Annotated in this window: 25 protein-coding genes and 1 tRNA gene; 14 read left to right on the forward strand and 12 right to left on the reverse strand. The window is 58.7% G+C overall.

Annotated elements, in window-relative coordinates; translation table 11 throughout:
• Positions 1 to 17 precede the first annotated feature (17 nt).
• Positions 18 to 392, reverse strand: a complete 375-nt coding sequence (locus ACR0AG_RS10875) for a DUF4345 family protein (RefSeq protein WP_480838687.1) — start codon at positions 390 to 392, stop codon at positions 18 to 20.
• 17 nt (positions 393 to 409) lie between these two features.
• Positions 410 to 1,333, reverse strand: a complete 924-nt coding sequence (locus ACR0AG_RS10880; RefSeq protein ID WP_480838689.1) for an SDR family NAD(P)-dependent oxidoreductase — start codon at positions 1,331 to 1,333, stop codon at positions 410 to 412.
• A gap of 111 nt (positions 1,334 to 1,444) precedes the next feature.
• Here ACR0AG_RS10880 and ACR0AG_RS10885 point away from each other — a divergent pair, with 111 nt between their 5' ends.
• On the forward strand, positions 1,445 to 2,392 hold the full coding sequence (locus ACR0AG_RS10885) for a LysR family transcriptional regulator (RefSeq protein ID WP_480838691.1): 948 nt from the start codon (positions 1,445 to 1,447) through the stop codon (positions 2,390 to 2,392).
• A 57-nt stretch (positions 2,393 to 2,449) separates the two neighbouring features.
• Here ACR0AG_RS10885 and ACR0AG_RS10890 read toward each other — a convergent pair whose 3' ends face one another.
• From ACR0AG_RS10890 to ACR0AG_RS10925, 8 genes are all read right to left on the reverse strand, one after another.
• On the reverse strand, positions 2,450 to 3,067 hold the full coding sequence (locus ACR0AG_RS10890) for a mobile mystery protein B (RefSeq protein WP_480838693.1): 618 nt from the start codon (positions 3,065 to 3,067) through the stop codon (positions 2,450 to 2,452).
• 2 nt (positions 3,068 to 3,069) lie between these two features.
• The gene (locus tag ACR0AG_RS10895; protein WP_170417143.1) at positions 3,070 to 3,531 is read right to left on the reverse strand and encodes a helix-turn-helix domain-containing protein; all 462 of its coding nucleotides are present in this window, start codon (positions 3,529 to 3,531) and stop codon (positions 3,070 to 3,072) included.
• A 192-nt stretch (positions 3,532 to 3,723) separates the two neighbouring features.
• A complete protein-coding gene (locus ACR0AG_RS10900; RefSeq protein WP_480591108.1) occupies positions 3,724 to 4,050 on the reverse strand; it encodes a hypothetical protein in 327 nt (108 codons plus the stop codon).
• Positions 4,034 to 5,536, reverse strand: a complete 1,503-nt coding sequence (locus ACR0AG_RS10905) for a relaxase family protein (RefSeq protein ID WP_480838696.1) — start codon at positions 5,534 to 5,536, stop codon at positions 4,034 to 4,036. Before ACR0AG_RS10905 ends, ACR0AG_RS10900 begins: the two co-directional genes overlap by 17 nt.
• A 53-nt stretch (positions 5,537 to 5,589) precedes the next feature.
• Positions 5,590 to 6,018 carry a plasmid mobilization protein gene (locus tag ACR0AG_RS10910; protein ID WP_260026622.1) on the reverse strand — a complete coding sequence of 143 codons (429 nt, stop codon included), beginning with the start codon at positions 6,016 to 6,018 and terminating at the stop codon, positions 5,590 to 5,592.
• 192 nt (positions 6,019 to 6,210) lie between these two features.
• Entirely contained in the window at positions 6,211 to 6,813 is a 603-nt protein-coding gene (locus ACR0AG_RS10915; RefSeq protein ID WP_480838698.1) for a helix-turn-helix domain-containing protein, read from the reverse strand.
• A gap of 222 nt (positions 6,814 to 7,035) precedes the next feature.
• A tRNA-Pro gene (locus tag ACR0AG_RS10920) sits at positions 7,036 to 7,112 on the reverse strand.
• Between the two features lie 96 nt (positions 7,113 to 7,208).
• Positions 7,209 to 8,330 carry a THUMP domain-containing class I SAM-dependent RNA methyltransferase gene (locus ACR0AG_RS10925; RefSeq protein WP_480838700.1) on the reverse strand — a complete coding sequence of 374 codons (1,122 nt, stop codon included), beginning with the start codon at positions 8,328 to 8,330 and terminating at the stop codon, positions 7,209 to 7,211.
• 299 nt (positions 8,331 to 8,629) lie between these two features.
• On the opposite strand from ACR0AG_RS10925, the gene ACR0AG_RS10930 reads away from it, so the two are divergent.
• From ACR0AG_RS10930 to nqrF, 6 genes are read left to right on the forward strand one after another with little or no spacing between them, the layout of a single operon-like run.
• Positions 8,630 to 9,973 carry a Na(+)-translocating NADH-quinone reductase subunit A gene (locus tag ACR0AG_RS10930; protein WP_480838702.1) on the forward strand — a complete coding sequence of 448 codons (1,344 nt, stop codon included), beginning with the start codon at positions 8,630 to 8,632 and terminating at the stop codon, positions 9,971 to 9,973.
• Between the two features lie 5 nt (positions 9,974 to 9,978).
• Positions 9,979 to 11,187, forward strand: coding sequence for an NADH:ubiquinone reductase (Na(+)-transporting) subunit B (locus tag ACR0AG_RS10935; protein WP_480838704.1), 1,209 nt, complete (start codon positions 9,979 to 9,981; stop codon positions 11,185 to 11,187).
• Positions 11,180 to 11,995 carry a Na(+)-translocating NADH-quinone reductase subunit C gene (locus tag ACR0AG_RS10940; protein ID WP_480838706.1) on the forward strand — a complete coding sequence of 272 codons (816 nt, stop codon included), beginning with the start codon at positions 11,180 to 11,182 and terminating at the stop codon, positions 11,993 to 11,995. The genes ACR0AG_RS10935 and ACR0AG_RS10940 overlap by 8 nt, the downstream gene beginning before the upstream one ends.
• Positions 11,995 to 12,648, forward strand: coding sequence for an NADH:ubiquinone reductase (Na(+)-transporting) subunit D (locus ACR0AG_RS10945; RefSeq protein ID WP_170710614.1), 654 nt, complete (start codon positions 11,995 to 11,997; stop codon positions 12,646 to 12,648). The genes ACR0AG_RS10940 and ACR0AG_RS10945 overlap by 1 nt, the downstream gene beginning before the upstream one ends.
• Positions 12,648 to 13,256 (forward strand): NADH:ubiquinone reductase (Na(+)-transporting) subunit E, encoded by a 609-nt coding sequence (gene nqrE, locus ACR0AG_RS10950; RefSeq protein WP_170389343.1) that lies wholly within the window; start codon positions 12,648 to 12,650, stop codon positions 13,254 to 13,256. The genes ACR0AG_RS10945 and nqrE overlap by 1 nt, the downstream gene beginning before the upstream one ends.
• A gap of 10 nt (positions 13,257 to 13,266) precedes the next feature.
• Positions 13,267 to 14,490: an NADH:ubiquinone reductase (Na(+)-transporting) subunit F gene (gene nqrF / locus ACR0AG_RS10955; RefSeq protein ID WP_480838708.1), complete on the forward strand. Its 1,224-nt coding sequence runs from the start codon at positions 13,267 to 13,269 to the stop codon at positions 14,488 to 14,490.
• 37 nt (positions 14,491 to 14,527) lie between these two features.
• Here the strand turns inward: nqrF and ACR0AG_RS10960 are convergent, their stop codons facing one another.
• Positions 14,528 to 15,541, reverse strand: coding sequence for an NAD-dependent epimerase/dehydratase family protein (locus tag ACR0AG_RS10960; protein WP_480838710.1), 1,014 nt, complete (start codon positions 15,539 to 15,541; stop codon positions 14,528 to 14,530).
• Positions 15,542 to 15,675: 134 nt separating this feature from the next.
• Between ACR0AG_RS10960 and ACR0AG_RS10965 the strand changes: the two genes are divergently transcribed.
• Positions 15,676 to 16,434, forward strand: a complete 759-nt coding sequence (locus tag ACR0AG_RS10965) for a metallophosphoesterase (RefSeq protein ID WP_480838712.1) — start codon at positions 15,676 to 15,678, stop codon at positions 16,432 to 16,434.
• 2 nt (positions 16,435 to 16,436) lie between these two features.
• Here ACR0AG_RS10965 and ACR0AG_RS10970 read toward each other — a convergent pair whose 3' ends face one another.
• Complete coding sequence (locus ACR0AG_RS10970; RefSeq protein WP_480838714.1) at positions 16,437 to 16,961, reverse strand: CBS domain-containing protein; 525 nt, start codon at positions 16,959 to 16,961, stop codon at positions 16,437 to 16,439.
• Positions 16,962 to 17,077: 116 nt separating this feature from the next.
• Between ACR0AG_RS10970 and ACR0AG_RS10975 the strand changes: the two genes are divergently transcribed.
• The 6 genes from ACR0AG_RS10975 (at position 17,078) to ACR0AG_RS11000 (ending at position 23,034) form a co-directional block, all read left to right on the forward strand.
• Positions 17,078 to 17,269: a hypothetical protein gene (locus tag ACR0AG_RS10975; protein WP_480838716.1), complete on the forward strand. Its 192-nt coding sequence runs from the start codon at positions 17,078 to 17,080 to the stop codon at positions 17,267 to 17,269.
• Positions 17,270 to 17,335: 66 nt separating this feature from the next.
• Positions 17,336 to 18,361: an FAD:protein FMN transferase gene (locus tag ACR0AG_RS10980; RefSeq protein ID WP_480838718.1), complete on the forward strand. Its 1,026-nt coding sequence runs from the start codon at positions 17,336 to 17,338 to the stop codon at positions 18,359 to 18,361.
• Positions 18,362 to 18,376: 15 nt separating this feature from the next.
• Positions 18,377 to 18,607 carry a (Na+)-NQR maturation NqrM gene (gene nqrM, locus ACR0AG_RS10985; protein WP_170573522.1) on the forward strand — a complete coding sequence of 77 codons (231 nt, stop codon included), beginning with the start codon at positions 18,377 to 18,379 and terminating at the stop codon, positions 18,605 to 18,607.
• 15 nt (positions 18,608 to 18,622) lie between these two features.
• Positions 18,623 to 20,299 carry a sulfatase-like hydrolase/transferase gene (locus tag ACR0AG_RS10990; protein WP_480838720.1) on the forward strand — a complete coding sequence of 559 codons (1,677 nt, stop codon included), beginning with the start codon at positions 18,623 to 18,625 and terminating at the stop codon, positions 20,297 to 20,299.
• A gap of 87 nt (positions 20,300 to 20,386) precedes the next feature.
• Positions 20,387 to 21,904: a 2,3-bisphosphoglycerate-independent phosphoglycerate mutase gene (gene gpmI / locus ACR0AG_RS10995; protein ID WP_480838722.1), complete on the forward strand. Its 1,518-nt coding sequence runs from the start codon at positions 20,387 to 20,389 to the stop codon at positions 21,902 to 21,904.
• Positions 21,901 to 23,034: a murein hydrolase activator EnvC family protein gene (locus ACR0AG_RS11000; RefSeq protein ID WP_480838724.1), complete on the forward strand. Its 1,134-nt coding sequence runs from the start codon at positions 21,901 to 21,903 to the stop codon at positions 23,032 to 23,034. Before gpmI ends, ACR0AG_RS11000 begins: the two co-directional genes overlap by 4 nt.

Consider the following 23,034-nt stretch of genomic DNA (forward strand, 5'->3'; position numbering starts at 1 on the left):
ATCTGTTTCAAAATCGATTAGAAGGAGAGCTGATAGTAGGCTGAGAGCAATACTGCGATGATTACAAGCTCAACGACCAGCGGTGGCAGAACAGCCTTGTCAAATCCGTCCGCCAGAATTCCGACAATACGACCGGCAGCAACAACTGCCATCAGGATCGCAACAGCCACATAGCCCAATGATTGCCCGGTGGTCATACCGATCACCAGCAAAGCCACTGAGGCTAGAAACAGCCCGCCAATCACCGAACGGATCGTGCTGAGTCCGGCGGTGCCGACCGGCTCGATGGCAAAGTTTGCTACCATACGCCGGGGCGCAAACATCGACATGATGCCGAGGCCCGATAGCATGAGGGTTGCGAGGATGACGAAGATGTTCAGTGTGGTTTCCATTTCATTTCTCCTTTGTTTCAGGCGAATTGACGCAACGCCTGGTTTGCGTTGTCTTGAGTGGTGATGTCTGACAGCCCCCCGTCGATGCTGGCTTGATCCACGACTGGCCCGGTGGGGTATCCGGTTTGACTGGCGTAAAAGTGGCCGGTCTTGAATTCCGGGTTCAGCAACCCGTCCAGATACCGTTTTGCTCCGGCCTCAACGCTGTGCATCATGCCGAACAGGGGCATCAGCACTCCGCCCACATGTTTGAAGACAATGCGTTTCATAAGTGGCAGGTCGTCAAAGCCAGCAGTTCCTGCAGTGCCTCCGGGGCTCATGGTGACAAAGCGAATATGGGGATGCTGACGCGCCATCGCCCCCATCCAGAGAGTCGCTGTTAGCTTGGCATAGCCGTAGGTCTGCATCGGGTCACCCTCTGGTCCGAACTTGCTGCCGTCGGCGATCGATTTGAATTCGTCGACGGTTCCATCGGACAGGTCGGGGCGGTGCATACCCATTTTGGGAATACCACGAGCAGCCTCGGACCCAGCGTATAGAATTGTGGATGTCACCAACTGACGCTCAAGCAACGCGTCTACCAACACCACGTGGCCCAGAACGTTTGTTGCGAAGATGTTGGTTACGCCATCGCTGGTGAGGCTGTTTGGGTTCTGCCCGCCCGTTCCACCCGCATTCAGGATTACAGCGTCAATCGGGGTGGAAAGTTCAGCCACAGCGGCGCGAACCGAAGCCGGATCGGTGACATCCATCAGCACGATTTCAAAGATCTTGCGTCCGGTTTCATGTTCCAGCGCCACTTTTGCAGCTTCGGCTTTGGTTGGGTTGCGGCAGGCCAGATAGACCTTGGAAATCCCTTTCTGAAGCGCAAGCTGCCGGGCCGCCTCGCGGCCCAGTCCGGCGTTTGTGCCGGTGATCAATACAGATTGTATCTGGTTCATCGGGTAGGGTCCTTGGGTTTAAGTTCGACAGGCCCAAGGTAGGACGGCCAATAAATGAACTGTAGGTGGGTAGTTGTGGACACCGTGCTTCAATTATGAAACACAGGATTCATGTCGATCAAGGAAAGCCGCTCTCTCAATTGGGACGACCTGAAGTACTTTCTTGCTGTTGCTCGCACCGGAACATTGCGAGGCGGCGCTGATAGCATTCAGGTCAACCACACGACACTGACCCGGCGGCTGTCGGTTATGGAGGACCGTGTCGGAAGCCGCCTTTTTGATCGTTCCAAACAAGGTCTGGTTCTGACACAGCTTGGCGAAGATCTGATGCCGCATGCAGAGCGTGTTGAGGCTGAAATGGCCGCTGCGTCTCGGGTGATTGTTGGCCGGGACGCGCAGCCAGCGGGCACGGTTTATGTTACACTACCCCACGGTCTGGCGATGACTTCACTGATGGATGATTTCACCGCCTTCGCCAATCGCTACCCGGATATTACCCTGAACATGAACTTCACCAATGATATCCGTGATCTGACACGGCGCGAAGCGGATGTCTCGCTGCGGATTGCCAGCGAGGTGACGGATGACGTGGTGGGGCGAAAGCTGGTTCAAATGTCTCAAGCCGCATATTGCAGCAGAGAATACGCCGAAAAGATCCGCGACAACGGCGGGGAAGGGATTCATTTCATCGGCTGGCACGAGCCGGAAGAGGCCACTACGGCCAAATGGATCAAAGACAGTTATTATCCGAAAGCCCAGCTCAAGCATCGTGTTTCAGAACTTGTACCTTTGATCACACTGGCGGCGTCCGGTCTCGGCATGGCTTATCTTGCGTGCAATCTAGGCGATCGCCATCCTGATCTGATCCGCGCGCCCTTCCAAAAGCCGATTCCGTACAGGAGCATCTGGCTTTTGCTGCATCGCGATCTTCGTAACACCGCACGGGTCCGGCTATTTGTTGATTTTCTAGCCGAACAGATAAAATCAAGGCGTAACGAGTTCTGGGTCTCAGGAACAGCGCGCTCAAATACCGGTCATTCGCTGCGTCTCAACAATTGAGCAGGTTGGGCTCGCAACTGACCTTCTCTGCGCACACCATGAATGGCCGTTCCGGCGCTAGCGTACTATATCGCCCCCAGCCTTAAGCGACCCCACAAACTCAATCAATGGCTCAAAATCAAACCCATCAGCAGCCCGTAGCGCCGCGATGTAACGTGTGCGGTGGTCACCGTCCGCAGTCAGTGTCCCACTGCCTGACCAGTCGAGGAATATGTCCGGATCAATCGTGGTTAGGTAGGCATCCGCCATGATCCGAGCCCAGCGTCCGTTACCGTTGGCGAAGGGGTGAACCCATACCAGTTTGTGGTGGAAGCGCGCGGTGGCTTCCAGCGGCTCGTAGGTGCCGTTGTCGCACCAGTATCGGGCGTCGTCGAGGCAGGTGCGCATCTCGGTCGAGATGTGCCAGACCGGCACGCCGATGTTCTTCTCGGTCAAGCGGTAGACGCCTGCCCAATCCCAGACTTGGCCTAACAATCGCTTGTGGACCTCTCGTGCTGCATCGTCGGTCATAACTTCAAATGACTTGGGCCGCCGATCTAGCCAGGTAAGCCCTTCGATAATGTTTTCACCCTCCAGCTCATTCAGCTCGCCGCGCGTGGTGATGTGCTTGGCCTTAAGGCCAAGCAACTCGTCCGGTGTCAGTGGTGTTGCGCCGGTGGGTTCGTGCAGTTCCAAGGTCACTTCCAGAAATCCCGCGGCTTCTCACGTGCGATTTCCTTCGCAAGCTCTTCAATCATCTCTTCCTGGCTGCGCAGGCCTTCGATCTGCTCTTCCAAGGCCATGTGCGCGCGGGTGCGTTGTATGATGCGTTTGGCCTTCTTGCGAGCCTGCGCCATGACGATCTCCTCGACCGCTCCTTTGCGCGGAATGATCGCGTAGACCAGTTTACCGCCCATCGCCTCAGCCATCTTGTCCAGCTGGTTAAGGGAGATTGTTCCAGCTTTTTCCTTTTGGATAGAGCTGTAAACGCTGTTCCTGGATACGCTTAGCCGTTCGGCTAGCGTTGGTGCGCTCATGCCAATGGCTTCCTGGAAGGTTGCGATCCAACCTCCAAGTGGCTTGGCGAAGGCCTGAGCCACTTGACTAGCCTGGTTTATCTTGCCTTCGGCTTGCCGCTGTTTTGCGCTTGATACGGACATCTGCCAACCTATGGTTTTGCATATTTACGTATATTGTAATACTTTAGTATGTCATTCTAACACGATTTGCAATACTGTAATATGCCAAGTAATTTGATTTTGCCATGCCATAGCATTGCAGAATTACCAAAAGTTTTCGTAATCGGAAACACTCAAACTCATTGATGTGCTGGGAAGGCCGAGCAGAAATCACTAAGTTTCCGCGAGGAGAAATTGCTGTCCAACGGCAATTTCCTTCGCATTGATACCCAACTCCTTGATCGGATAGCCTTTATCGCCCCACCAACGAATATTTCGCATGTAGCCATTTCCAGCAACGTCCACAAACAAGCAGCGGATGTTCTGGTAGTCGCCCCAGACACCCGCTACGGCAATAAGCGGAACCCCTTCTGGAAGGCAAGCCACCTTTTCAAAACCGCGATAGTCGATGCCGTATTCGCGGGCTTGATGATAGCTCATGGTGAAGTGGTCGTGTGCAAAACTCATTGGTTTCCCTTCTTCGCTAAAGTTCCAGACCATGGCTGCGGCCTCGTTCGATCTGCAATTCGTTCAGCTCTGCTTCAGCTTCTCTTCGGCGGCCTTCACTAAGCTCAAGCTCTCGTTCAACTTCGTGTCCAGCGCGTTGTAAGTGGCCTCTTCGTTCAGCAAGCCACGCAACGCCCTCATTGACGCGATCTGCGAGCGTATGAGCAACGTCGTGCAGGCCGCGATACCATCCAATTGGGCTTGCAGCCTCTTCGTTGAGCGTGCCTCTAATCCGCTCAATTCTTTGGCTGAGGTTTCGCAGGCCGTCACCAACCGCTCGACGCAGGCGAGCAAGTCGCGTTCCAAGGCTGTCAGGGGCGTTGTCATTCATCTCTCCTCGATCTTGATGCAAATGACCGGCCTCCCAGCCATCGTGCAGGTCTTCAGCTCGGTCTGGTCGGGGTCCAGCGTCAGCCAGGTCTGTTCCCCTTGGTCGATCCGCGTCAGGCCCAGTTCCGCCAGCTCCGAACGTGTCAGCAGAACCATCCAAAACCAGCTCGCGGCCATCATCGAGGCGATCCCCGTCACGATCAGCCCTGAGATCACCCAAGGAGAGATCGTCAGCCAGCGCCTGATCTGCTCGGTCCGTGTCTCGAACAAGCTCCTGCTCTCGTTCAGGAAGTGACGCGTATCGCTCTCGATGGTACGCCGCGCGTCGCTCACAATGGCTGTCAAATCGGTTCTGAAGCTCTCCAGCTGGGATGCCATCGAGGCGGCGTAGTCTTGGCGTATCGTGTCCAGCTCCACGTTCAGTTTCTCGCTCAGCCGCGTCGGCTTGCCAGTCTTCATGAAAAATCTCTCCTTTAAGGCGCCAGCGTTCGCCGGACGCGGGGTCTTGGGCGGTCAGATAGGATTTGCCCGCACGAGGTAGGTCGAAGCCCGCGTCGGTAAGCGCCTCGATCATGCTTGCACGATCCTCGATCAGACCCATGGAAATCTGATCGAGGATCCACGCATGCAGTTCGTCGCGGCCTTGGGCGCGGTTCGGAGCTTCGATGGTGTCACGCACTTCTTGGGTGCGCTCCAGTTCCATTGGATCGGCCCAGCCGTGGCGCTGGTTCATCAGGTCGCGCAGGCTGTCATAGGCGTCCTGGTAGCCCGGTGGCGCGATGTTAAGGCTGCGCCCGGTGGTCAGCTCCAGACGCGGGGTGCAGAAATGCAGCTCGACGCGGTCTTCGTGGCCGTGACGGACCCAGAGCATGTCATACTGCTCGCCGTCCAGCCCGGCGAAGGCTAGTTGCTCAAAGGCGTCCATTACCTCGGCCTGCCGCGCCTCGCTGGGAGCATCCTCGGCGGCAAAGCTGATCACGCCTGCACGATAGGTCCACTGGTGACGGCTCGCATCGATCAGGGCCTCGGTGCGGCTGGGATCGCCACGCAGCACCTCGGGCAAGGGATCGCGCGTCACCGTCAGCGGCTGGCCGTCTGCATCGCGGATCAGGTCACGGTTGCCATCGTAGGCCAGCACGCGCTCAGCCACGAGGTAGCCGACCGGCCCGGCGCCCGCGCCCTTGCCGTTGGGAAAGAACTTGATCAGCACCGCCGCGCCTCGTCGAGGAGCTGGGCAAGCTGGCGTTCGATCACCAACAGGCGGCGAGCAACCGCCAGGCTGTCGAGGTCGGTGCGACCCACCAGCATCGCCCGGTTCAGCCAACGCGCGATCTGGTTGAGGTTGCCGCCGATACGCCCCACGGCCAGCACCAGCGCCGGATCGACGCGCGGCACGGGCTTGCGACGGCGGGCCTCGGTCAGGCCAAGTGCCTCCCGCAGGAGCGTCGCGGCGGGCAGGCCAGCGGCCTCGGCTCTGGCGCGCAGCTCGGCCTTCTCGGTCGCCGTGCAACGGAAGACGAAGGTCTCTGTCAGCGGCTCCTTCGCGCGGGGCTTGCCCGCGCCGGTGGGGTTCGAAGGGGAGGCTTGCCGCCCCTCGCAAGGTCCCATGTCATCCGCGCCAGCGTATGACATGGGTCGCCTTGCTGTTTGCTCAGACCGCATGGCGGTGCTCCGCGTTTTCTGACGTCTCGCGGATCAAATCTCTGAGCAATTGGAGCTGGTCCTGCCACTCAGCGCTGCCCAACGGGGCCGGTGTTCTCGCTGGAAGCCAGAATCCCAGGTGATGTTCATGCGGGGACAGGGGAAGGCTGCGTTCCAGCGTGGTCATACCCTCCCTGGCCAGCCTCTCGTTCCAGTCCCGGACAAAGCAGATGCCCCTCGGGACGAAGACCAGGTGCTGGCCATCCGGGCTCGTTTTGAGCGTGTTCCGCCGGATTGCCCTTCATCGAGCAAATCCGGCGCGGACGCGTGCCCTCGTTCTATTCTAAGTTCTTGTTCTCTGTTCGGGGGGCGATCCTGTCCCCCTTTCCCGGACAGGTCTGTCCCGCTTTGTGGACAGGATTGTCCCCCTTTGGTGCGGCTAAGCGGGACAACCTTGTCCCGCTCCCGGCGGCGATCCGTGGCTCGTTTCAGAGCCGCGTCGGTCGGGCGATAACGGGACGCGTTCCCCTTGTTGGTCCCGCGCTCGATGGTCATGTAACCCGCCGCCTCGACTTTGTTCAGCGCTCGCTTGACCGACTTGGCGTGCTTGCCGATTGCCGCGCCGATGGTCTCGAAAGACGGGCGGCTCTCGCCGGTCTCATGATTGGCATGTGCCAGTGCCAGATAGAGCGCCACGCGCAGGGCGTTGTCGTCCAGTTCGTGGTCGGTGACCATCTCCAGCATGTATTGCAGCTTGATCTTGCAGAAGGGCAGAAGCTCAGACATCGGCCCCTCCCGCGATTGCGATCACGCCCGCGATCTGGTATCCATTCTGTGCAAACTTTTCGATTTGGCCGTTGTCGCGGGTGCCAGCCCAGTCAGCGGCCTTTCGATTTCTGAGGGGGCTGGACTCACCGAAACCCGCCTCAAAAGCCGCATAATCCGGATCAAATCCGGACCGAGCCTTAACAAGGGTAATGACAAAACCGACTAAGTATCTGGATTTATTGGTCGGAGTGAGAGGATTCGAACCTCCGACCCCTGCCTCCCGAAGACAGTGCTCTACCAGGCTGAGCTACACTCCGACCGTGGCGGGTGATCTATACCTGAGGTTTTGGATGTGCAAGGGGGATTTTGACGTGCGCGCCTGAAACCGATGGTCCCGCGGACGCGCGCGGATTTCACGCCTTGGGCAGCGCATCAGTTTTGTAGAGGCGGATTTTGGTGCCGCCATGATCGACCACCGGGCCGGGCGGCTCAAGCGGCAGTCGGGTGGCGCGCGCCAAGCCCGGGACGCTTGTGATGATCCCGACGCGCCAACCCGAAAACCTTGTCATCAGAACCTTGCCAAGACTTCCGTACAAAGATCGCAGACGCTTTTCATCACCGATCCGCGCCCCATAGGGCGGGTTGACGATCACCAGGCCGGGTGGGCCTGCGGGTGGTTTGATCTCGCTCACGGATCGGGTTTGAAACCGGGTCACGGTCTCTAACCCGGCCCGTGTTGCATTCGCCTCGGAGGCTTCGATCGCGCCTGCGTTGCGATCCGATCCCCAAAAGGTGAGGTCCGTTTCGCGCACCGTTTCCGCGCCGCGCATTTCTTGCCACTTGGCGTCGTCAAAACCCGCCAAAGACTCGAAGGCAAAACTGCGGGCGCGGCCGGGGCGCAGACCGGTAGCGATCTCGGCCGCTTCGATCACGAAGGTTCCCGAGCCGCACATCGGATCCAGCACCGGCTCGGACCCGTCATAGCCGCATTCGCGCAGGAACATGGCCGCCATGGTTTCCCGCATCGGCGCTTTGGCCATGGCCTCTTTGTGGCCGCGCTTGTGCAAGGGCTCGCCAGAGCTGTCGATCGAGAAGGTGCAGATGTCTTTTTCGATCCGCAGCAGAACCCGCACAGACGCATCCGCCGAGATCGGCGCACCCAGCGTTTCGGAAATCGCGCGCTCGACCCGCTGTCGCGCGGCACCGGCGTGATAGATGCGGGACTTGCGGCTGGTGGCTTCGACCTTGACGGGGATGCCCCGCCTGAGGACATCGCCCCAGGGAAACTTGTGGGCGCGCTTGTCCAACTGGGCAAGATGCACCGCGGGAAAGCCGCCGATCCGCACAAGCACCTTGTTCGCCCCGCGCAGCATCAAGTTGGCGCGCCAGACCTCGGACCAGTTTCCCCGACAGACCGCACCGCCCGCGACACGATGAGCATCGGCAAAGCCCAGTTCTTGAGCCTCAGCGCAAAGAGGTGCCTCAAGGCCCGGCGTGGCGATCAGAAAGATCTCAAAGGAGGTGTCAGAATTCATCTGTGCTGCTTACACCGGCTGCTCGCCCGGTACGATAGGAAAATGAAGCGTGCATGTCGGATACAATTCGTTCAAATTCGTTTGAAACTGCTGCTTATCTGTCGAATTGAGCGGTAACAGGTTTGCGTTTATGATCATCCCCGCGTAAAGGGGCCGTGATCAGAAGAACGCCCGCGGATTCTATACGGTTCAAACCAGGTGGATAGCCTGTGACTTTGAGGGAATTCGCGTTGTGGACCCCCGCGTGGTCGGGGCAGACACAGCCGGCGCAATAGAGAGGCTTGGAAGAACAAAGCGACATGCAGACTTTCAAACTGAAAAAAGGGCTGGACCTTCCGGTTGAGGGCGCACCCGAACAAAAGATCCAGCCGGGCCCCGAGTTCTCCTCGGTCGCTGTGCTGGGTGGGGACTATATCGGCCTCAAACCCAAGATGCTGGTGCAGGAAGGGGATGAGGTTCAGCGCGGAACACCGCTGCTCTGTCACAAGGACGCACCGAAGGCGATGATGGTCGCCCCGCTGAGCGGCAAGGTCGTCGCGATTAACCGCGGCGCGCGCCGGGTGTTGCAAAGCGTTGTGGTTCAGGTGTCTGACCCGAACGATGCCGGTGTTGACTTTTCCGGCGTCGGAGATGCCGACACGGCCGAAGGCGTGACGGCCAAGCTGTGCGCCGCCGGTCTGTGGACCGCATTCCGCACCCGGCCTTATTCCAAGATGCCTGAACCCGGCACCAAGCCCGCGGCAATATTTGTCACCGCCATGGACAGCGATCCGCTGGCCCCCGATGCGGCCCTGATCATCTCCGATGCGGGTGACGCGTTTGCTGCAGGACTGGCGGCGGTGTCCAACCTGACGGAAGGTACAACTTATCTGTGCCATCAGGACGGCGCGTCGGTGCCGGGCGGTGATGTGCCAGGCGTTGAGGCCGCATCCTTCTCGGGCCCTCACCCCGCTGGTCTGGCTGGAACACATATCCATTTTCTTGAGCCACTGGCGGGCGACAAACAGGTCTGGACCATTGGATATCAAGACGTCATTGCCATCGGGCGCCTGATGCAAACCGGTCACCTGGATGCAAACATCGTTGTGGCCCTGTCCGGCCCCGGGGCGCGTCAACCGCGGCTGATCCGCACTGTGATGGGGGCCTCGATCGAGGACCTGACCCGTGACGAGGTCAATGTCGACGGCACCGCGCGGATTATCTCGGGCTCGATCCTGTCGGGCCGTCACGCCGAGGGTCCGACCGCTTATCTGGGGCGTTTTGCGCGCCAAATCTCGATCATCCGCGAAGATCACGACCAGAACACGCTGGGCTGGATCCTTCCGATGCCATCGAAATACGCCGTACAGCCGGTTCTGGGCTCGGCCTTTGCCAAAAAGCTCTATGCATTCACCTCGAACCTCAACGGTGGCCGCCGCGCCATGGTGCCGACCGGCACCTTCGAAGAGCTGATGCCGCAGGACTATCTGCCCACTCAGCTGCTGCGCGCGTTGCTGGTGATGGACACCGACACGGCGCAGGCACTGGGTGCGCTGGAGTTGGACGAAGAGGATTTGGGCCTTGTGGGCTTTGCCTGTCCGGCGAAATATGAATACGGGCTGGCGCTGCGCGACTGCCTGACCAAGATTGAAAAGGAGGGCTGATCCACATGGGTTTGCGCAGCTTCTTCGATCGGATCGAGCCAAACTTTACCAAGGGCGGCAAGTACGAGAAGTATTTCCCCATCTACGAGATGGTCGAAAGCTTCATCTACACTCCGAAAACCGTCACTACTGCCGCACCGCATGCGCGGTCCTACGTGGATATGAAGCGGATCATGACCTATGTCGTGATCGCGACGATCCCCTGCATTCTGTGGGGGATGTACAATACCGGCTATCAGGCGAACTCAGCCATTGCCACGCTTGGGCCGGATGCGGCGACCGGCTGGCGGATTGCGATTTTGCAGACATTCGGCATTTCGCTGAATCCTGACAGCCTTTTTGCCTGTGTCATGCACGGCCTGATGTACTTTTTGCCGATCTACATCGTCACGCTGGTTGCCGGTGGTATCTTCGAGGTGATCTTTGCCACTGTGCGCGGTCACGAAGTGAACGAAGGTTTCCTCGTAACCTCAATGCTTTATACCCTGATCATGCCAGCTTCGGCACCTCTGTGGCAGGTGGCGCTGGGGATCATCTTTGGCGTCGTGATCGGCAAAGAGGTGTTTGGCGGCACGGGCAAGAACTTTCTCAACCCCGCACTGGTGGGTCGGGCGTTTTTGTATTTCGCCTATCCGGCCAGCATGTCGGGTGACACGGTCTGGACCCCGGTTGACGGCTTTTCGGGTGCTACAGCGTTGTCGGTCTCAGCATCGCAAGGCTATCAGGCACTGGCCACCGACGGCATCACCTGGTGGAATGCCTTCTTCGGCACGATTCAGGGCAGTTTTGGTGAGACCTCGACGCTGGCCTGTATGATCGGCCTGGCGTTCCTGTTGACCACCAAAATCGCCAACTACCGCCTGATCCTCGGCTGTCTGGCCGGGACTATCGGCTTTACCCTGTTGCTGAACCTGATTGGCTCGGACACCAACCCGATGTTTGCCATGCCCTGGTACTGGCACATCGTCATCGGCGGATACGCCTTTGGCCTGGCCTTCATGGTGACCGAGCCGGTTTCGGCCAGCCACACCAATCTGGGCCGCTATATCTACGGCGCGCTGATCGGTGTCATGGTTGTGATGATCCGCGTGATCAATCCGGCTTTCCCCGAAGGCATGATGCTGGCAATCCTGTTCGGGAACGTCTTTGCACCGCTGATCGACTATTTCGTCGTTCAGGCCAACATCAAACGGAGGGCGCGTCGCCATGTCTGATCCGCAACCTCAAGAACCCAAAGGCGCGATTGCCCGGTTCCTGGCTGCCTCGCCAGATACGGTTGGCAAGACGATTTTCGTTGCGGTCGCCGTCTGTCTGGTCGCCTCGATGGTCGTGTCCGCTGCCGCAGTCAGCCTGCGCCCGGTGCAGGATGCCAACCGCCTCAAGGACAAGCAGGTCAACGTTCTGCAAGTTGCTGGCGTCTATGAGCCCGGCATCGACGTGACCGAAGCCTTCGCCGCGTTCGAGCCGCATGTGCTGGAACTGTCGACCGGTGCGTTTGTCGATGATCGCTTCGACCCGACCACGTTTGACGATATCGCCGCCGCCAATGACCCGGAACTCAGCGTCGCGCTGGAGGATGACCCGGCCGGAATTGGACGCAAATCGCTCTACCGTGTTATCTACCTGCTGCGCGATGATGCGGGCGACCTGGACAAGGTGATCCTGCCGCTGCACGGCTATGGCCTCTGGTCGACGCTCTATGGCTTTATCGCGCTGGAAAACAACGGCAACGACATCTACGGCCTGCAATTCTATCAGCACGGTGAAACCCCGGGCTTGGGCGCCGAGGTGGACAACCCCCGTTGGAAAGCCCTGTGGAGCGGCAAGAAGCTGCGTGATGACAATGGTGATCTGCAGATCACGGTCGCCAAATCACAACCCGCCGCAGGCCCCGATTTCTATGTCGATGCGCTGGCGGGGGCGACGCTGACTTCGGTTGGTGTCGACAACCTGGTGAAATTCTGGATGGGCGATGCGGGCTACGCCCCGTTCCTGGCCAAACTGCAAGCAGGAGAGATTTGATGTCCCAGACCAAAAAAGAGATGCTGGTCGACCCGCTTGTCGACAACAACCCGATCACCTTGCAGGTGCTGGGCATCTGTTCGGCACTGGCGGTGACCTCGTCGCTGCAGGTGTCGATGGTAATGGCGCTGGCGGTGATCTTCGTGACCTCGTTCTCGTCCTTCTTCATCTCGTGCCTGCGCAACCAGATCCCCGGCTCGATCCGGATCATCGTGCAGATGGTCATCATCGCCTCGCTGGTGATCCTGGTGGACCAGATCCTCAAAGCCTACGCGTTTGAGATTTCGAAAACGCTGTCCGTGTTCGTGGGCCTGATCATCACCAACTGTATCGTGATGGGTCGGGCCGAGGCGTTTGCCATGAAGAACCCACCCGTTGCGTCCTTCATCGACGGGATGGGCAATGGCATGGGCTATGGTCTGATCCTGCTGCTGGTCGGTTTCATTCGTGAGCTGTTTGGCGCCGGGTCACTGTTTGGCGTCACTATCCTGCAGACGGTCAATAATGGTGGCTGGTACGTGCCCAACGGCATGCTGCTGCTACCGCCCTCGGCGTTTTTCATCATCGGTCTGATCATCTGGGCCTTCCGCACGTGGAAGCCAAATCAAGTCGAGGAACGTGAATACAAAATCCAGCAGGTAGAGGCGCACTGATGGAAGGTCTGATTTCTCTGGCCGTAAAGGCCATCTTTGTCGAAAACCTTGCGCTCAGCTTCTTTCTGGGGATGTGTACCTTCATCGCCGTATCCAAGAAGATTTCGACCGCGCTGGGTTTGGGCATCTCGGTCATGGTGGTGCAGGCCATTACCGTGCCCACCAACAACCTGCTGCTGAACTACCTGCTGAAACCGGGCGCGCTGTCCTGGGCCGGGTTCCCTGATGTGGATCTGACCTTTCTTGGCCTGATTTCCTATATCGGCGTGATCGCGGCGATGGTTCAGATCCTTGAGATGATCCTCGATAAATACTTCCCGCCGCTCTACAACGCGCTGGGGATCTTCCTGCCGCTGATCACGGTGAACTGCGCGATCCTGGGTGGTTCGCTGTTCATGGTAGAACGCGACTATAACTTTGCCGAGGCGGCGACCTATGGTCTGTCTTCGGGCTTTGGTTGGGCGCTGGCGATCACCGCGATGGCAGGTGTTCGGGAAAAGCTGAAATACTCGGACATTCCCGATGGTCTGCAGGGTCTTGGCATCACCTTCATCACCGCAGGACTGATGGCGATGGCCTTCATGTCCTTCTCGGGCGTGAAACTGTAAGGGGCCGGCAATGGAAACTTTTACCTTAGGCGTCGCACTCTTTACCGTGATCGTGATCGCGTTGGTCGCGATCATCATGGCCGCCCGCTCGCGGCTGGTGTCGACGGGCAACGTGAACATCACCATTAACGGCGAAAAGACCGTCTCGGTCCCGGCAGGCGGCAAATTGCTGCAAACGCTGGCGGCAGAAAAGCTGTTCGTACCATCGGCCTGTGGCGGTGGTGGCACCTGCGCACAGTGCCGCGTGCGTGTGCATTCGGGCGGCGGATCGATCCTGCCCACCGAGGAAAGCCACATCACCAAGCGTGAGGCTGCTTGTGGTGACCGCCTGTCCTGTCAGGTGGCCGTGAAGCAGGACATGGATATCGAGGTTCCCGAAGAGGTCTTTGGCGTCAAAAAGTGGGAATGCACGGTCCGCTCGAACGAGAACGTGGCGACCTTCATCAAGGCACTGACGCTGGACCTGCCCGAAGGCGAAGACGTGAACTTCCGCGCTGGTGGTTATATCCAGATTGAAGCCCCTGCCCACCAGTTGAAATACACCGATTTCGACGTTGAGGAGGAATACCGCGAGGACTGGGACCGCTTCAATCTATGGCAATACGATTCTGTCGTGAGCGAGCCGATCGAACGCGCCTATTCGATGGCCAACTATCCGGATGAGAAAGGCATGATCATGCTGAACGTCCGGGTCGCTTCGCCGCCTCCGGGCTCCGAAGGCATTCCTGCGGGTCAGATGTCATCTTACATCTTCAACCTGAAACCGGGCGACAAAGTCACAATATCCGGTCCGTTTGGCGAGTTTTTTGCCCGTGAGACGGAAAAAGAGATGGTGTTCATCGGCGGTGGTGCAGGTATGGCGCCCATGCGTAGCCACATCTTTGATCAGCTCAAGCGCCTTGAGAACCGCAACCGCAAGATCAGCTTCTGGTATGGTGCGCGGTCCAAGAAAGAGATGTTCTTTGTCGAGGATTTCGACACGCTGGCCGAAGAGTTCGACAATTTCGACTGGCATGTGGCGCTTTCGGATGCGCAGCCCGAGGATGACTGGAAGGGCTATACCGGCTTCATCCACAACGTTCTGTTCGAAGAATACCTCAAGAACCACCCCGCGCCCGAAGATTGCGAATACTATATGTGTGGCCCACCAATCATGAACCAGTCGGTCATCAACATGCTGCTGGATCTGGGCGTGGACCGTGAAGACATCATGCTCGACGATTTCGGCGGGTAAGAGATACAGAAAACCGGCGCCACCTGCGCCGGTTTTTTTATTTTCCGTAGTAGTCGCGATACCACGCAACGAATTGTGCGATACCATCCTTGAGTTCGGTCTGCGGTTTATATCCCGTCAATCGCTGCAGCAGGCTGTTATCAGCCCATGTGGCAGGTACATCACCCATTTGCATCGGCATGTAGTTCCGAACGGCTTTTTGCCCCACAGCTTCTTCGATGGCTTCGATGAAATCCAGCAGCCGGACCTTGTCGCCATTGCCGATATTCACAACACGATACGGCGCCACCGGCGACAGACTGTCGCCCTCTTCGATCTCATCTGCGCTTTCGGGGCGCACGGGCGGCACGTCGATCAGCAACCGGATACCACGCACCAGATCCTCTACATGGGTGAAGTCGCGATACATGTCGCCGTGATTATAAACGTCTATCGGTTTGTCGTTCAGGATCAGATCGACAAACTTGAAATAAGCCAGATCGGGTCGACCCCAGGTGCCGTAGACCGTGAAGAACCGAAACATCGTTGTCGGCAAGTCCCACAGATGCGCATAGGAATGGCCCATCGCCTCGTTGGCCTTTTTCGTCGCCGCGTAGATGGTCAGCTGGTTGTCGGCCTTGTCGACTTCGGTGAACGGCATATCCTCGTTCGCGCCGTAGATGGATGAGGTCGAGGCCATCAGCAGATGTTCCACTTTGTGCTGACGTGCGACTTCCATCACGTTGAATGTGCCCAACACGTTCGACTCGACATAGCTACGCGGGTTCTCAAGGCTATAGCGCACCCCGGCCTGTGCCGCGAGGTGGATGATCACATCGGGATTGAAGTCATCGGCCACCTGAACCAGGCGATCATAATCCTCCAGCATCCCTTCGGTGGCCGCAAAGCCCGGGTTCTGCATAAGCATCTGATGGCGCCTCTGCTTGAGCGTGACATCGTAATAATCGGTCAGCCCGTCATAGCCGTGAACGTGGAACCCTTCGGCCAGCAGCAGTTTTGCCAGATGAAATCCAATAAACCCGGCCGTCCCGGTGATCAAAACTCGTTTCATATGCAACCACCGTTCAATGCCTCAGTGCTTTCAAGGAAACCTTCCGGGCGGGATCGTCAAGCGAATTTTGACCCGGGCAGGTCCGGAAAATTCGCGATTGTCGCGCGATGAAACGCGCGCTAGGGAAGAACCCCATGGTTGTTCGGCTCATCAAGAAGCTCTTTTCGCAAAGGCCCGCGTTTGATCTGTCCACAATCTCTCCGGATGAACGCTTCTATGTCATCGGGGATATTCACGGGCGGTTCGACCTATTGCAGATGCTGCTGCCCGCGCTTGACACAGACCGGACGCTTGTCTTTGTCGGAGACTGCGTTGACCGCGGCCAGGACAGCGCGCAGGTGTTGCACCATTTGCACGCGCTCAGCCAGGAAGCCGACCGACAGGTGATCTGCCTCAAGGGCAATCACGAAGACATGCTGCTGCAATTCCTGGACAACCCGACCCAGATGGCGCGCATGTGGCTGTTCAACGGCGGTGACAGGACATTGGAGTCCTTTGGCGTCGACACCCGCCAATCGGATGTCGTTCAGATGGCGCAGGAATTGCGACAGGCGATGGGCCAGCCATTGCTGGACTGGATTTCAAACCTCCCGTTGATCTGGACCAGCGGAAACGTCACAGCAGTCCACGCAGCCCTCGATCCTGCCAAATCGGTCGCACATCAATCGGACAAGGTTTGCCTTTGGGGGCATCCCCGTTTTCGTGACCGGTTGCGAACGGATGGGCAATGGGTTGCTCATGGGCATACCATTGTCACAGACCCCCGGGCTGCGAACGGGGTTATTTCGGTGGATACCGGGGCCTTCGTCACAGACCACCTGACCGCGGCAGATGTCTCTGACGGACAGGTTCAGTTCATTTCGACCAGTTCAAAGGGTCTTACGCGGCTGTAGCGCTAGCCGACGATCATCTGCTTCATACGCAGCGCTTCGTATTCCAGCTCTTTCAGGCGGAAATGGACCACGTCGCCAATGGTGATCACCCCACGCAACCCGCTGTCATTGACCACGGGCATATGACGAAAGCGGCCTTCGGTCATGGTTTTCAGCACATCGTTCAAGGTATCTTCCGGCGCGCATGTTTTGACGTCTTTTGTCATCAGATCCTCGACCGATTGCGGCAAGGTCTGGCCGGGTGTGTCAGCCATGCGGCGCACAATATCCCGTTCCGAGAGGATGCCCTGTAGCGCCCCATTCTGATCTGTGACAACCACAGCCCCGATACGTTTGTCGCGCAGGATGTCGACCACCGCGTGGATCGTATCATTGGGCCGCACCGCAATAACCGCGTCTCCCTTTCCTTCCAGCAGCTTGGCAACAGTCGTATTGGTCTGGGACAGGTTGGACTCGACCGATTGACTGCGGGTGGTCTTGCCGGCCTTGTCGCCGCGTGTCGGGGGCTGGTAAGAGCTTGGGGCCATGGGCGGTCTCCTCGGTCTTTCGAAATTGGCTGTCCTTCTACCTTATCGCAGAGATTTGGACTGTATAGGGTGCAAATTGAGAATCGGGGCAACTGCGCTGCGGGAAAGGGAAAATCATGTCAGACGGCCAGCTCTATCTGACCCCGCCAGTGGCCGCTTTGATCTTTCTGGGCGTGGTAGTCTGTGGCCACAATTTCCGAAGGGTCTGGAAACAGCAGACACCAGGCTGGCAGAAACGCGCCTGGCTGTTTGGCGTCCCTGCAGCGATCGGCCTTTTGGCGCTGGGTTTTCTGCCGTTGAAAATATGACAGAGGTTTGACTCTGATCTGGGGCGCTGTCATACGCCGGGCACAGATTTTTCAGGAGGTCGCTTTATGCGCCATTTGACAGCACTGGCCCTGACATGCCTTGTTTCCGGCTGCCTGTTCGACAGCGAGCCCGACGTCGTCAGCTTGTCCGGTGAGACGATGGGAACCACGTTCAACATCACGGCCATTGGCGACGATCTGGATGAAAACGCGCTGGCCTCTGCCGTCGAAGCAACCCTGGCGGATGTCAACGCCAAGATGTCAAACTGGGACCCCAATTCCGAGGTCTCGACCTTCTCTGCATCAACGTCGACCGACCCGGTATCCGTTTCGCCCGAATTTGCCACCGTCATCGCCGCTGCAAATGATGTGCATGACAAATCCGGCGGCACGTTCGATGTCACGCTCGGCCCGCTGATCGAGCTGTGGGGCTTTGGCCCGCGCAAACCCGAAGATCCTGTGCCCTCGGATGCGGATATCCAGGCGGCGCTGGATGCGGTCGGGCAGTCCCGCCTGCTGGCGCTGGACACGCAGACCGGCACATTGTCCAAATCTGATCCCGGCGTGGGCATCAACCTGTCGGCCATTGCCAAAGGTTATGGCATTGACGCGGTCGCCGAAACGCTGGCCGGGACAGGGATCGAGAACTACCTGGTCGAGATTGGCGGCGACGTTGTTGCCAAAGGCGAAAACGACAAGGGCGAAAGCTGGCGCATCGGCGTTGAGAAACCCGATGCCGGGTCGCAGGACCTGCAACTGATCGTGCCGCTGGACAATCGGGGCATGGCGACCTCGGGCGACTACAAGAATTTCTTCGAGCAGGATGGCGTGCGCTATTCGCATATCATTGATCCCACGACCGGGCGTCCGATCACGCACCATACCACATCGGTGACGGTTCTGGCGGAAAACGCGATGATGGCGGATGCCTGGGCCACCGCGATGCTGGCCCTGGGTCAGGATGCGGGTATGAAGCTGGCCGAAGAACATAAACTTGCCGTGTTCTTCATCTCACGGGATGTGACAAGCGGCGATGATGCCTATATCACTGTTCAAAGCAGCGCGTTCAAAGACGCCCTTGGCACCAACTGACCGGTAGGACCCATCATGACGACTTTCATTCTGGCATTTGGTCTTCTTCTGATCATCATGGTTGGCATGTCGCTGGGCGTTATGCTGATGGGCAAAACCATCAAGGGCAGCTGCGGTGGTTTGAACGCGATCTCTGGTGCCGACAAATGCGTTGTGTGCCAGAAGGATATCGACCCCGACAGCCCGCTGCGTGATCAGCTTCAATGCAAGCGCGCGAAAAAAATGCTGCAGCGGATGGAAGGCTAGGCTACCACTCTTGGCATGACCAAAGCCAAGAACGTCCTTTTCATCATGTTCGATCAGCTGCGCTGGGATTACCTCAGCTGTTACGGACATCCGCATCTGCATACCCCCAATATCGACCGTCTGGCCGCCAAAGGCATGCGGTTCACCCGGGCCTATATCCAGTCGCCGATCTGCGGCAGCTCTCGCATGTCGACCTATACGGGCCGGTACGTGCATTCGCATGGGGCCTCGTGGAACAACATTCCGCTGAAGGTCGGCGAGATCACTCTGGGCGATCACCTGCGCAAGGCGGGGATGGAGTGCTGGCTAGTCGGCAAAACCCACATGGCCGCCGATGCCGAGGGCATGGCCCGGCTGGGGCTGGAGCCTGACAGCGTGATCGGCGCCCGCGTGGCCGAATGCGGGTTTGACGTGTTCGAACGCGACGATGGGCTACGGGCCGAAGGGCCGGATGGATTCTACGATCCAGGTGGGGCCTTGAAATACAATGAACACCTGAAGGCCAAAGGCTATGACAGCGACAACCCCTGGCATGATTTCGCGAACTCCGGTCTGGATGCGGACGGGAACGTTCTGTCGGGCTGGTTCCTCAAGAACTCTTCCGAGCCCGCAAATATCGCCGAAGAAGACAGCGAGACGCCCTATCTGACCACCCGCGGCATCGAGTTCATGGAAGGCCGCGAAGGCCCGTGGTGCTGCCATCTGAGTTACATCAAGCCGCACTGGCCTTATATCGTACCTGAACCCTATGCCTCAATGTACGGACCTCAGCATGTCCTGCCAGTGGTGCGATCTGACGCCGAACGTCAAAACGCGCACCCGGTGCTCAAGGCGTTCATGGATACCAAGATCGGCGAAACCTTCTCGCGTCAGGATGTGCGCGACGCGGTGATCCCGGCCTATATGGGGCTGATCAAACAGGCCGACGATCAGATGGGGCGGCTGTTTGACTGGATGGAACAGACGGGCCGGATGCAGGATACGATGATCGTACTGACCTCGGATCACGGGGACTTTCTGGGCGATCATTGGATGGGGGAAAAGACGTTCTTCCACGATGCCTCGACCAAAATGCCGCTGATCATATATGACCCCTCGCCCGAGGCAGACGCGACGCGCGGCACCACCTGCGATGCGCTGGTGGAATCCATCGATCTGGCACCGACCTTTGTGAACATAGCAGGAGGTGAACCCGGGGATCATATCCTCGAAGGCCATTCCCTATTGCCAATCCTGCATGGGCAGGCCGACCGAACGCCGCGCGATTTTGCTATCTGCGAATACGACTATTCGGCCTCGCCTATCGCGGCGCGGTTGGGTGTGTCGGTGCGCGAGGCGGTCATGTTCATGGTCGCCACCGAAAAGTGGAAACTGATCCATAGCGAAGGTGGGTTCCGCCCCATCCTGTTCGATCTTGAGAACGATCCGAACGAGTTGGTCGATCTGGGCGACAGCGCCGAACATGCCGAAATCATCGCCCAGATGTACGATCACCTGTTCGCATGGGCCCGCAGACCGTCACAGCGCACCACCCGGTCGTCCGAGCAGTTGTTGAACATGCGCGGCAACAGCGGCGGCACCGGCATCATGATCGGAATCTATGATGAAAACGACGCGCCGCTGGAGCTGACCGTGAAGTACCGCGACCGCAAGGCACGGCCTTTTGCGGACTACAAAACCACGTCGGATTAATTCTTCCTGAACCGCCCCAAAAGGCGGTTCAACCCGAGGCGGCCAAAGGGTAGAAGAAAACCCAAGAGCCGTAACCGGAGAGCTATCATGCCTGCCCCCAAGCCCGTTGTCCTATGTATTCTTGACGGATGGGGCTTGTCCGACGACACATCAGCCAACGCGCCATATTTGGCCGACACGCCGACCTTTGACGCAATCATGTCAAAGGGACCGCATGCGCAGCTGATCACGCATGGGCCGGATGTGGGCCTGCCCAGTGGCCAGATGGGCAATTCCGAGGTCGGGCACACCAATATCGGCGCCGGCCGCGTGGTTGCTATGGATCTGGGTCAGATTGATCTGGCAATCGAGGATGGCTCATTCTTCGACAACGCCGCGCTGCAGGACTTCATCGCCAAGGTGAAAGCCGCAGGCGGCGCCGCGCATCTTATGGGGCTGGTGTCCGACGGCGGAGTACACGGGCATCTCAACCATATCATCGCCGCAGCCAAGGCGGTCACCGATGCGGGTGTTCCGGTGGTGTTGCACGCTGTAACTGACGGGCGTGACGTGGCCCCCAAATCTGCATCCGAGTTCATCGCCGAATTGGAAGATCGCCTGCCCGACGGGGCCAATGTGGTCACCGTTTGCGGGCGATACTATGCCATGGACCGCGACAATCGCTGGGAACGGGTGAGCCTGGCCTTTGCCGCCATGATCCACGGTCAGGGCCGCCACAAACCCTCTGCGTCTGCGGCGGTTGAATATGCCTACGGGCAATCGGAAACCGATGAATTCATCATCCCCACCGTGGTCGGTGACTATGCCGGACTGCGGGATGGCGACGGGTTCTTTTGCCTCAACTTCCGCGCCGACCGGGCCCGTGAAATCCTGCGCGCGATTGGCGAACCCGGATTTGCCGATTTTGACACCGGTCCCCGCCCCACCCTGTCGGCATTGATGGGCATGGTCGAATACTCGGACGGCCACAACGCCTACATGACCACCGTTTTCCCGAAGCGCGACATCGTGAACACGCTGGGCGAATGGGTGGCCAAGCAAGGCCTGCGTCAGTTCCGCTTAGCCGAGACCGAGAAATATCCGCATGTCACCTTCTTCCTCAACGGTGGGAAAGAGGCCCCCGAGCCCGGCGAAGACCGGTTCATGCCGAAATCGCCCAAAGTGGCCACCTATGACATGCAGCCCGAAATGTCGTCAGGCGAAGTAACTGAGAAATTCGTCGAAGCCATCGAGGCCGGGTACGATCTGATCGTCACCAATTATGCCAACCCCGACATGGTGGGCCATTCCGGTGATCTGCAGGCCGCCATCAAAGCGTGCGAAGCGGTGGATCGCGGTCTTACGCAGGTTGTTGCCGCGTTGGAGAAGGCAGGCGGTGCGATGATTGTGACAGCAGATCATGGCAATTGCGAGGTGATGGTGGACCCCGAGACCGGTGGACCGCACACGGCGCACACGCTGAACCCGGTACCGGTTGCACTTGTTGGCGGTCCTGAAGGGGCCAAACTCCGGCAGGGGCGCCTGTCCGATCTGGCACCAACGATTCTGGATCTGATGACCCTGCCCAAGCCGCCGGAAATGACCGGCGAAAGCCTGATTTCATGAAGGCACGCGTGCTCATAGCGGTGGTTTTGTTTTGGGCTGGCCCGGCGCTGGCCCAGAACGCAGCTTCCGATGCCGCGTTGGCTGCCGCAGAACAGCTGGAACGGGCATCGATTGCACTGAACGAGGCGGAAGGTGCGCGCGATCGGGTCAAGGCACTAACGGACACCATTCAGGCCTATGAGGCAGGTCTAAGCGCCATGCGCGACAGCCTGCGCCGGGCCGCGCTGCGCGAGGCGCAACTGACCGCAGAATTGCGCGCGCGCGAAAACGACGTGGCGCAGTTGCTGGGTGTTTTGCAGACCATCGAAACCACGGCACCGCCCGTCTTGATGCTACACCCCTCCGGCCCGCTGGGCGCGGCGCGCACCGGCATGATGCTGTCCGAGGTTACACCCGGCCTGAACGCCCGCGCGCAAGCGCTCGAAAACGACCTGCGAGAAGTTCAAACCCTGCGTCAGCTGCAGCAAAACGCAACGGAAACCCTGACACAGGGCCTGACCGGTGTGCAGGACGCCCGCACACAGCTGAGCACGGCCATCGCGGACCGCACCAACCTGCCCCGCCGATTTGTCGAAGATCCGGTGCGCACGGCGATCCTGATCTCTTCGACAGAAACGTTGGAAGGGTTCGCAAGCGGGCTGTCTGAAATCTCGGAAGGGGAAATCCCAGACATTGACGCCGACATCTCGGATCAAAAGGGTGACATCGCCTTGCCGACCCGCGGGATCGTGCTGCACCGCGCAGGTGAAACCGACGCCGCTGGCGTGACCCGCCCCGGTGTGGTGCTGGGCACGCGGGCACGGGCGCTTGTGGTATCGCCCACCGCCGCGACGATCCGATACCGGGGGCCCCTGCTGGATCTGGGCAATCTGATCATTCTTGAGCCCCAACCCGGTCTTCTGTTCGTGTTCTCGGGTCTGCAGGAAGTTTACGGACAAGCCGGCGAGGTCATCCCCCAGGGCACTCCGGTCGGGTTGATGCCGGGTGAATCGCCCGAAATCGGCGCTATAATGTCAACAAGCGGTGATGGCACTGGAACTGACCGTTCAGAAACGCTCTATATAGAGGTAAGACAAGACAACAGCCCCGTGGATCCGGAATCATGGTTCCGGACTGACAAGGATGGATAA

Source organism: Ruegeria sp. H6, from assembly GCF_056532975.1.

Coding starts and splice junctions, on each gene's coding strand:
- ACR0AG_RS10945 (WP_170710614.1), top strand. CDS start 11,995: ATGTCCCAGACCAAAAAAGAGATGCTGGTCGACCCGCTTGTCGACAAC.
- nqrM (WP_170573522.1), top strand. CDS start 18,377: ATGACGACTTTCATTCTGGCATTTGGTCTTCTTCTGATCATCATGGTT.
- ACR0AG_RS10960 (WP_480838710.1), bottom strand. CDS start 15,541: ATGAAACGAGTTTTGATCACCGGGACGGCCGGGTTTATTGGATTTCAT.
- ACR0AG_RS10900 (WP_480591108.1), bottom strand. CDS start 4,050: ATGGTCTGGAACTTTAGCGAAGAAGGGAAACCAATGAGTTTTGCACAC.
- nqrE (WP_170389343.1), top strand. CDS start 12,648: ATGGAAGGTCTGATTTCTCTGGCCGTAAAGGCCATCTTTGTCGAAAAC.
- ACR0AG_RS10965 (WP_480838712.1), top strand. CDS start 15,676: ATGGTTGTTCGGCTCATCAAGAAGCTCTTTTCGCAAAGGCCCGCGTTT.
- ACR0AG_RS10895 (WP_170417143.1), bottom strand. CDS start 3,531: ATGTCCGTATCAAGCGCAAAACAGCGGCAAGCCGAAGGCAAGATAAAC.
- ACR0AG_RS10910 (WP_260026622.1), bottom strand. CDS start 6,018: ATGTCATACGCTGGCGCGGATGACATGGGACCTTGCGAGGGGCGGCAA.
- ACR0AG_RS10915 (WP_480838698.1), bottom strand. CDS start 6,813: ATGTCTGAGCTTCTGCCCTTCTGCAAGATCAAGCTGCAATACATGCTG.
- ACR0AG_RS10980 (WP_480838718.1), top strand. CDS start 17,336: ATGCGCCATTTGACAGCACTGGCCCTGACATGCCTTGTTTCCGGCTGC.
- ACR0AG_RS10875 (WP_480838687.1), bottom strand. CDS start 392: ATGGAAACCACACTGAACATCTTCGTCATCCTCGCAACCCTCATGCTA.
- nqrF (WP_480838708.1), top strand. CDS start 13,267: ATGGAAACTTTTACCTTAGGCGTCGCACTCTTTACCGTGATCGTGATC.
- ACR0AG_RS10940 (WP_480838706.1), top strand. CDS start 11,180: ATGTCTGATCCGCAACCTCAAGAACCCAAAGGCGCGATTGCCCGGTTC.
- ACR0AG_RS10975 (WP_480838716.1), top strand. CDS start 17,078: ATGTCAGACGGCCAGCTCTATCTGACCCCGCCAGTGGCCGCTTTGATC.
- ACR0AG_RS10990 (WP_480838720.1), top strand. CDS start 18,623: ATGACCAAAGCCAAGAACGTCCTTTTCATCATGTTCGATCAGCTGCGC.
- ACR0AG_RS10925 (WP_480838700.1), bottom strand. CDS start 8,330: ATGAATTCTGACACCTCCTTTGAGATCTTTCTGATCGCCACGCCGGGC.
- ACR0AG_RS10935 (WP_480838704.1), top strand. CDS start 9,979: ATGGGTTTGCGCAGCTTCTTCGATCGGATCGAGCCAAACTTTACCAAG.
- ACR0AG_RS10880 (WP_480838689.1), bottom strand. CDS start 1,333: ATGAACCAGATACAATCTGTATTGATCACCGGCACAAACGCCGGACTG.
- ACR0AG_RS11000 (WP_480838724.1), top strand. CDS start 21,901: ATGAAGGCACGCGTGCTCATAGCGGTGGTTTTGTTTTGGGCTGGCCCG.
- ACR0AG_RS10930 (WP_480838702.1), top strand. CDS start 8,630: ATGCAGACTTTCAAACTGAAAAAAGGGCTGGACCTTCCGGTTGAGGGC.
- gpmI (WP_480838722.1), top strand. CDS start 20,387: ATGCCTGCCCCCAAGCCCGTTGTCCTATGTATTCTTGACGGATGGGGC.
- ACR0AG_RS10970 (WP_480838714.1), bottom strand. CDS start 16,961: ATGGCCCCAAGCTCTTACCAGCCCCCGACACGCGGCGACAAGGCCGGC.
- ACR0AG_RS10885 (WP_480838691.1), top strand. CDS start 1,445: ATGTCGATCAAGGAAAGCCGCTCTCTCAATTGGGACGACCTGAAGTAC.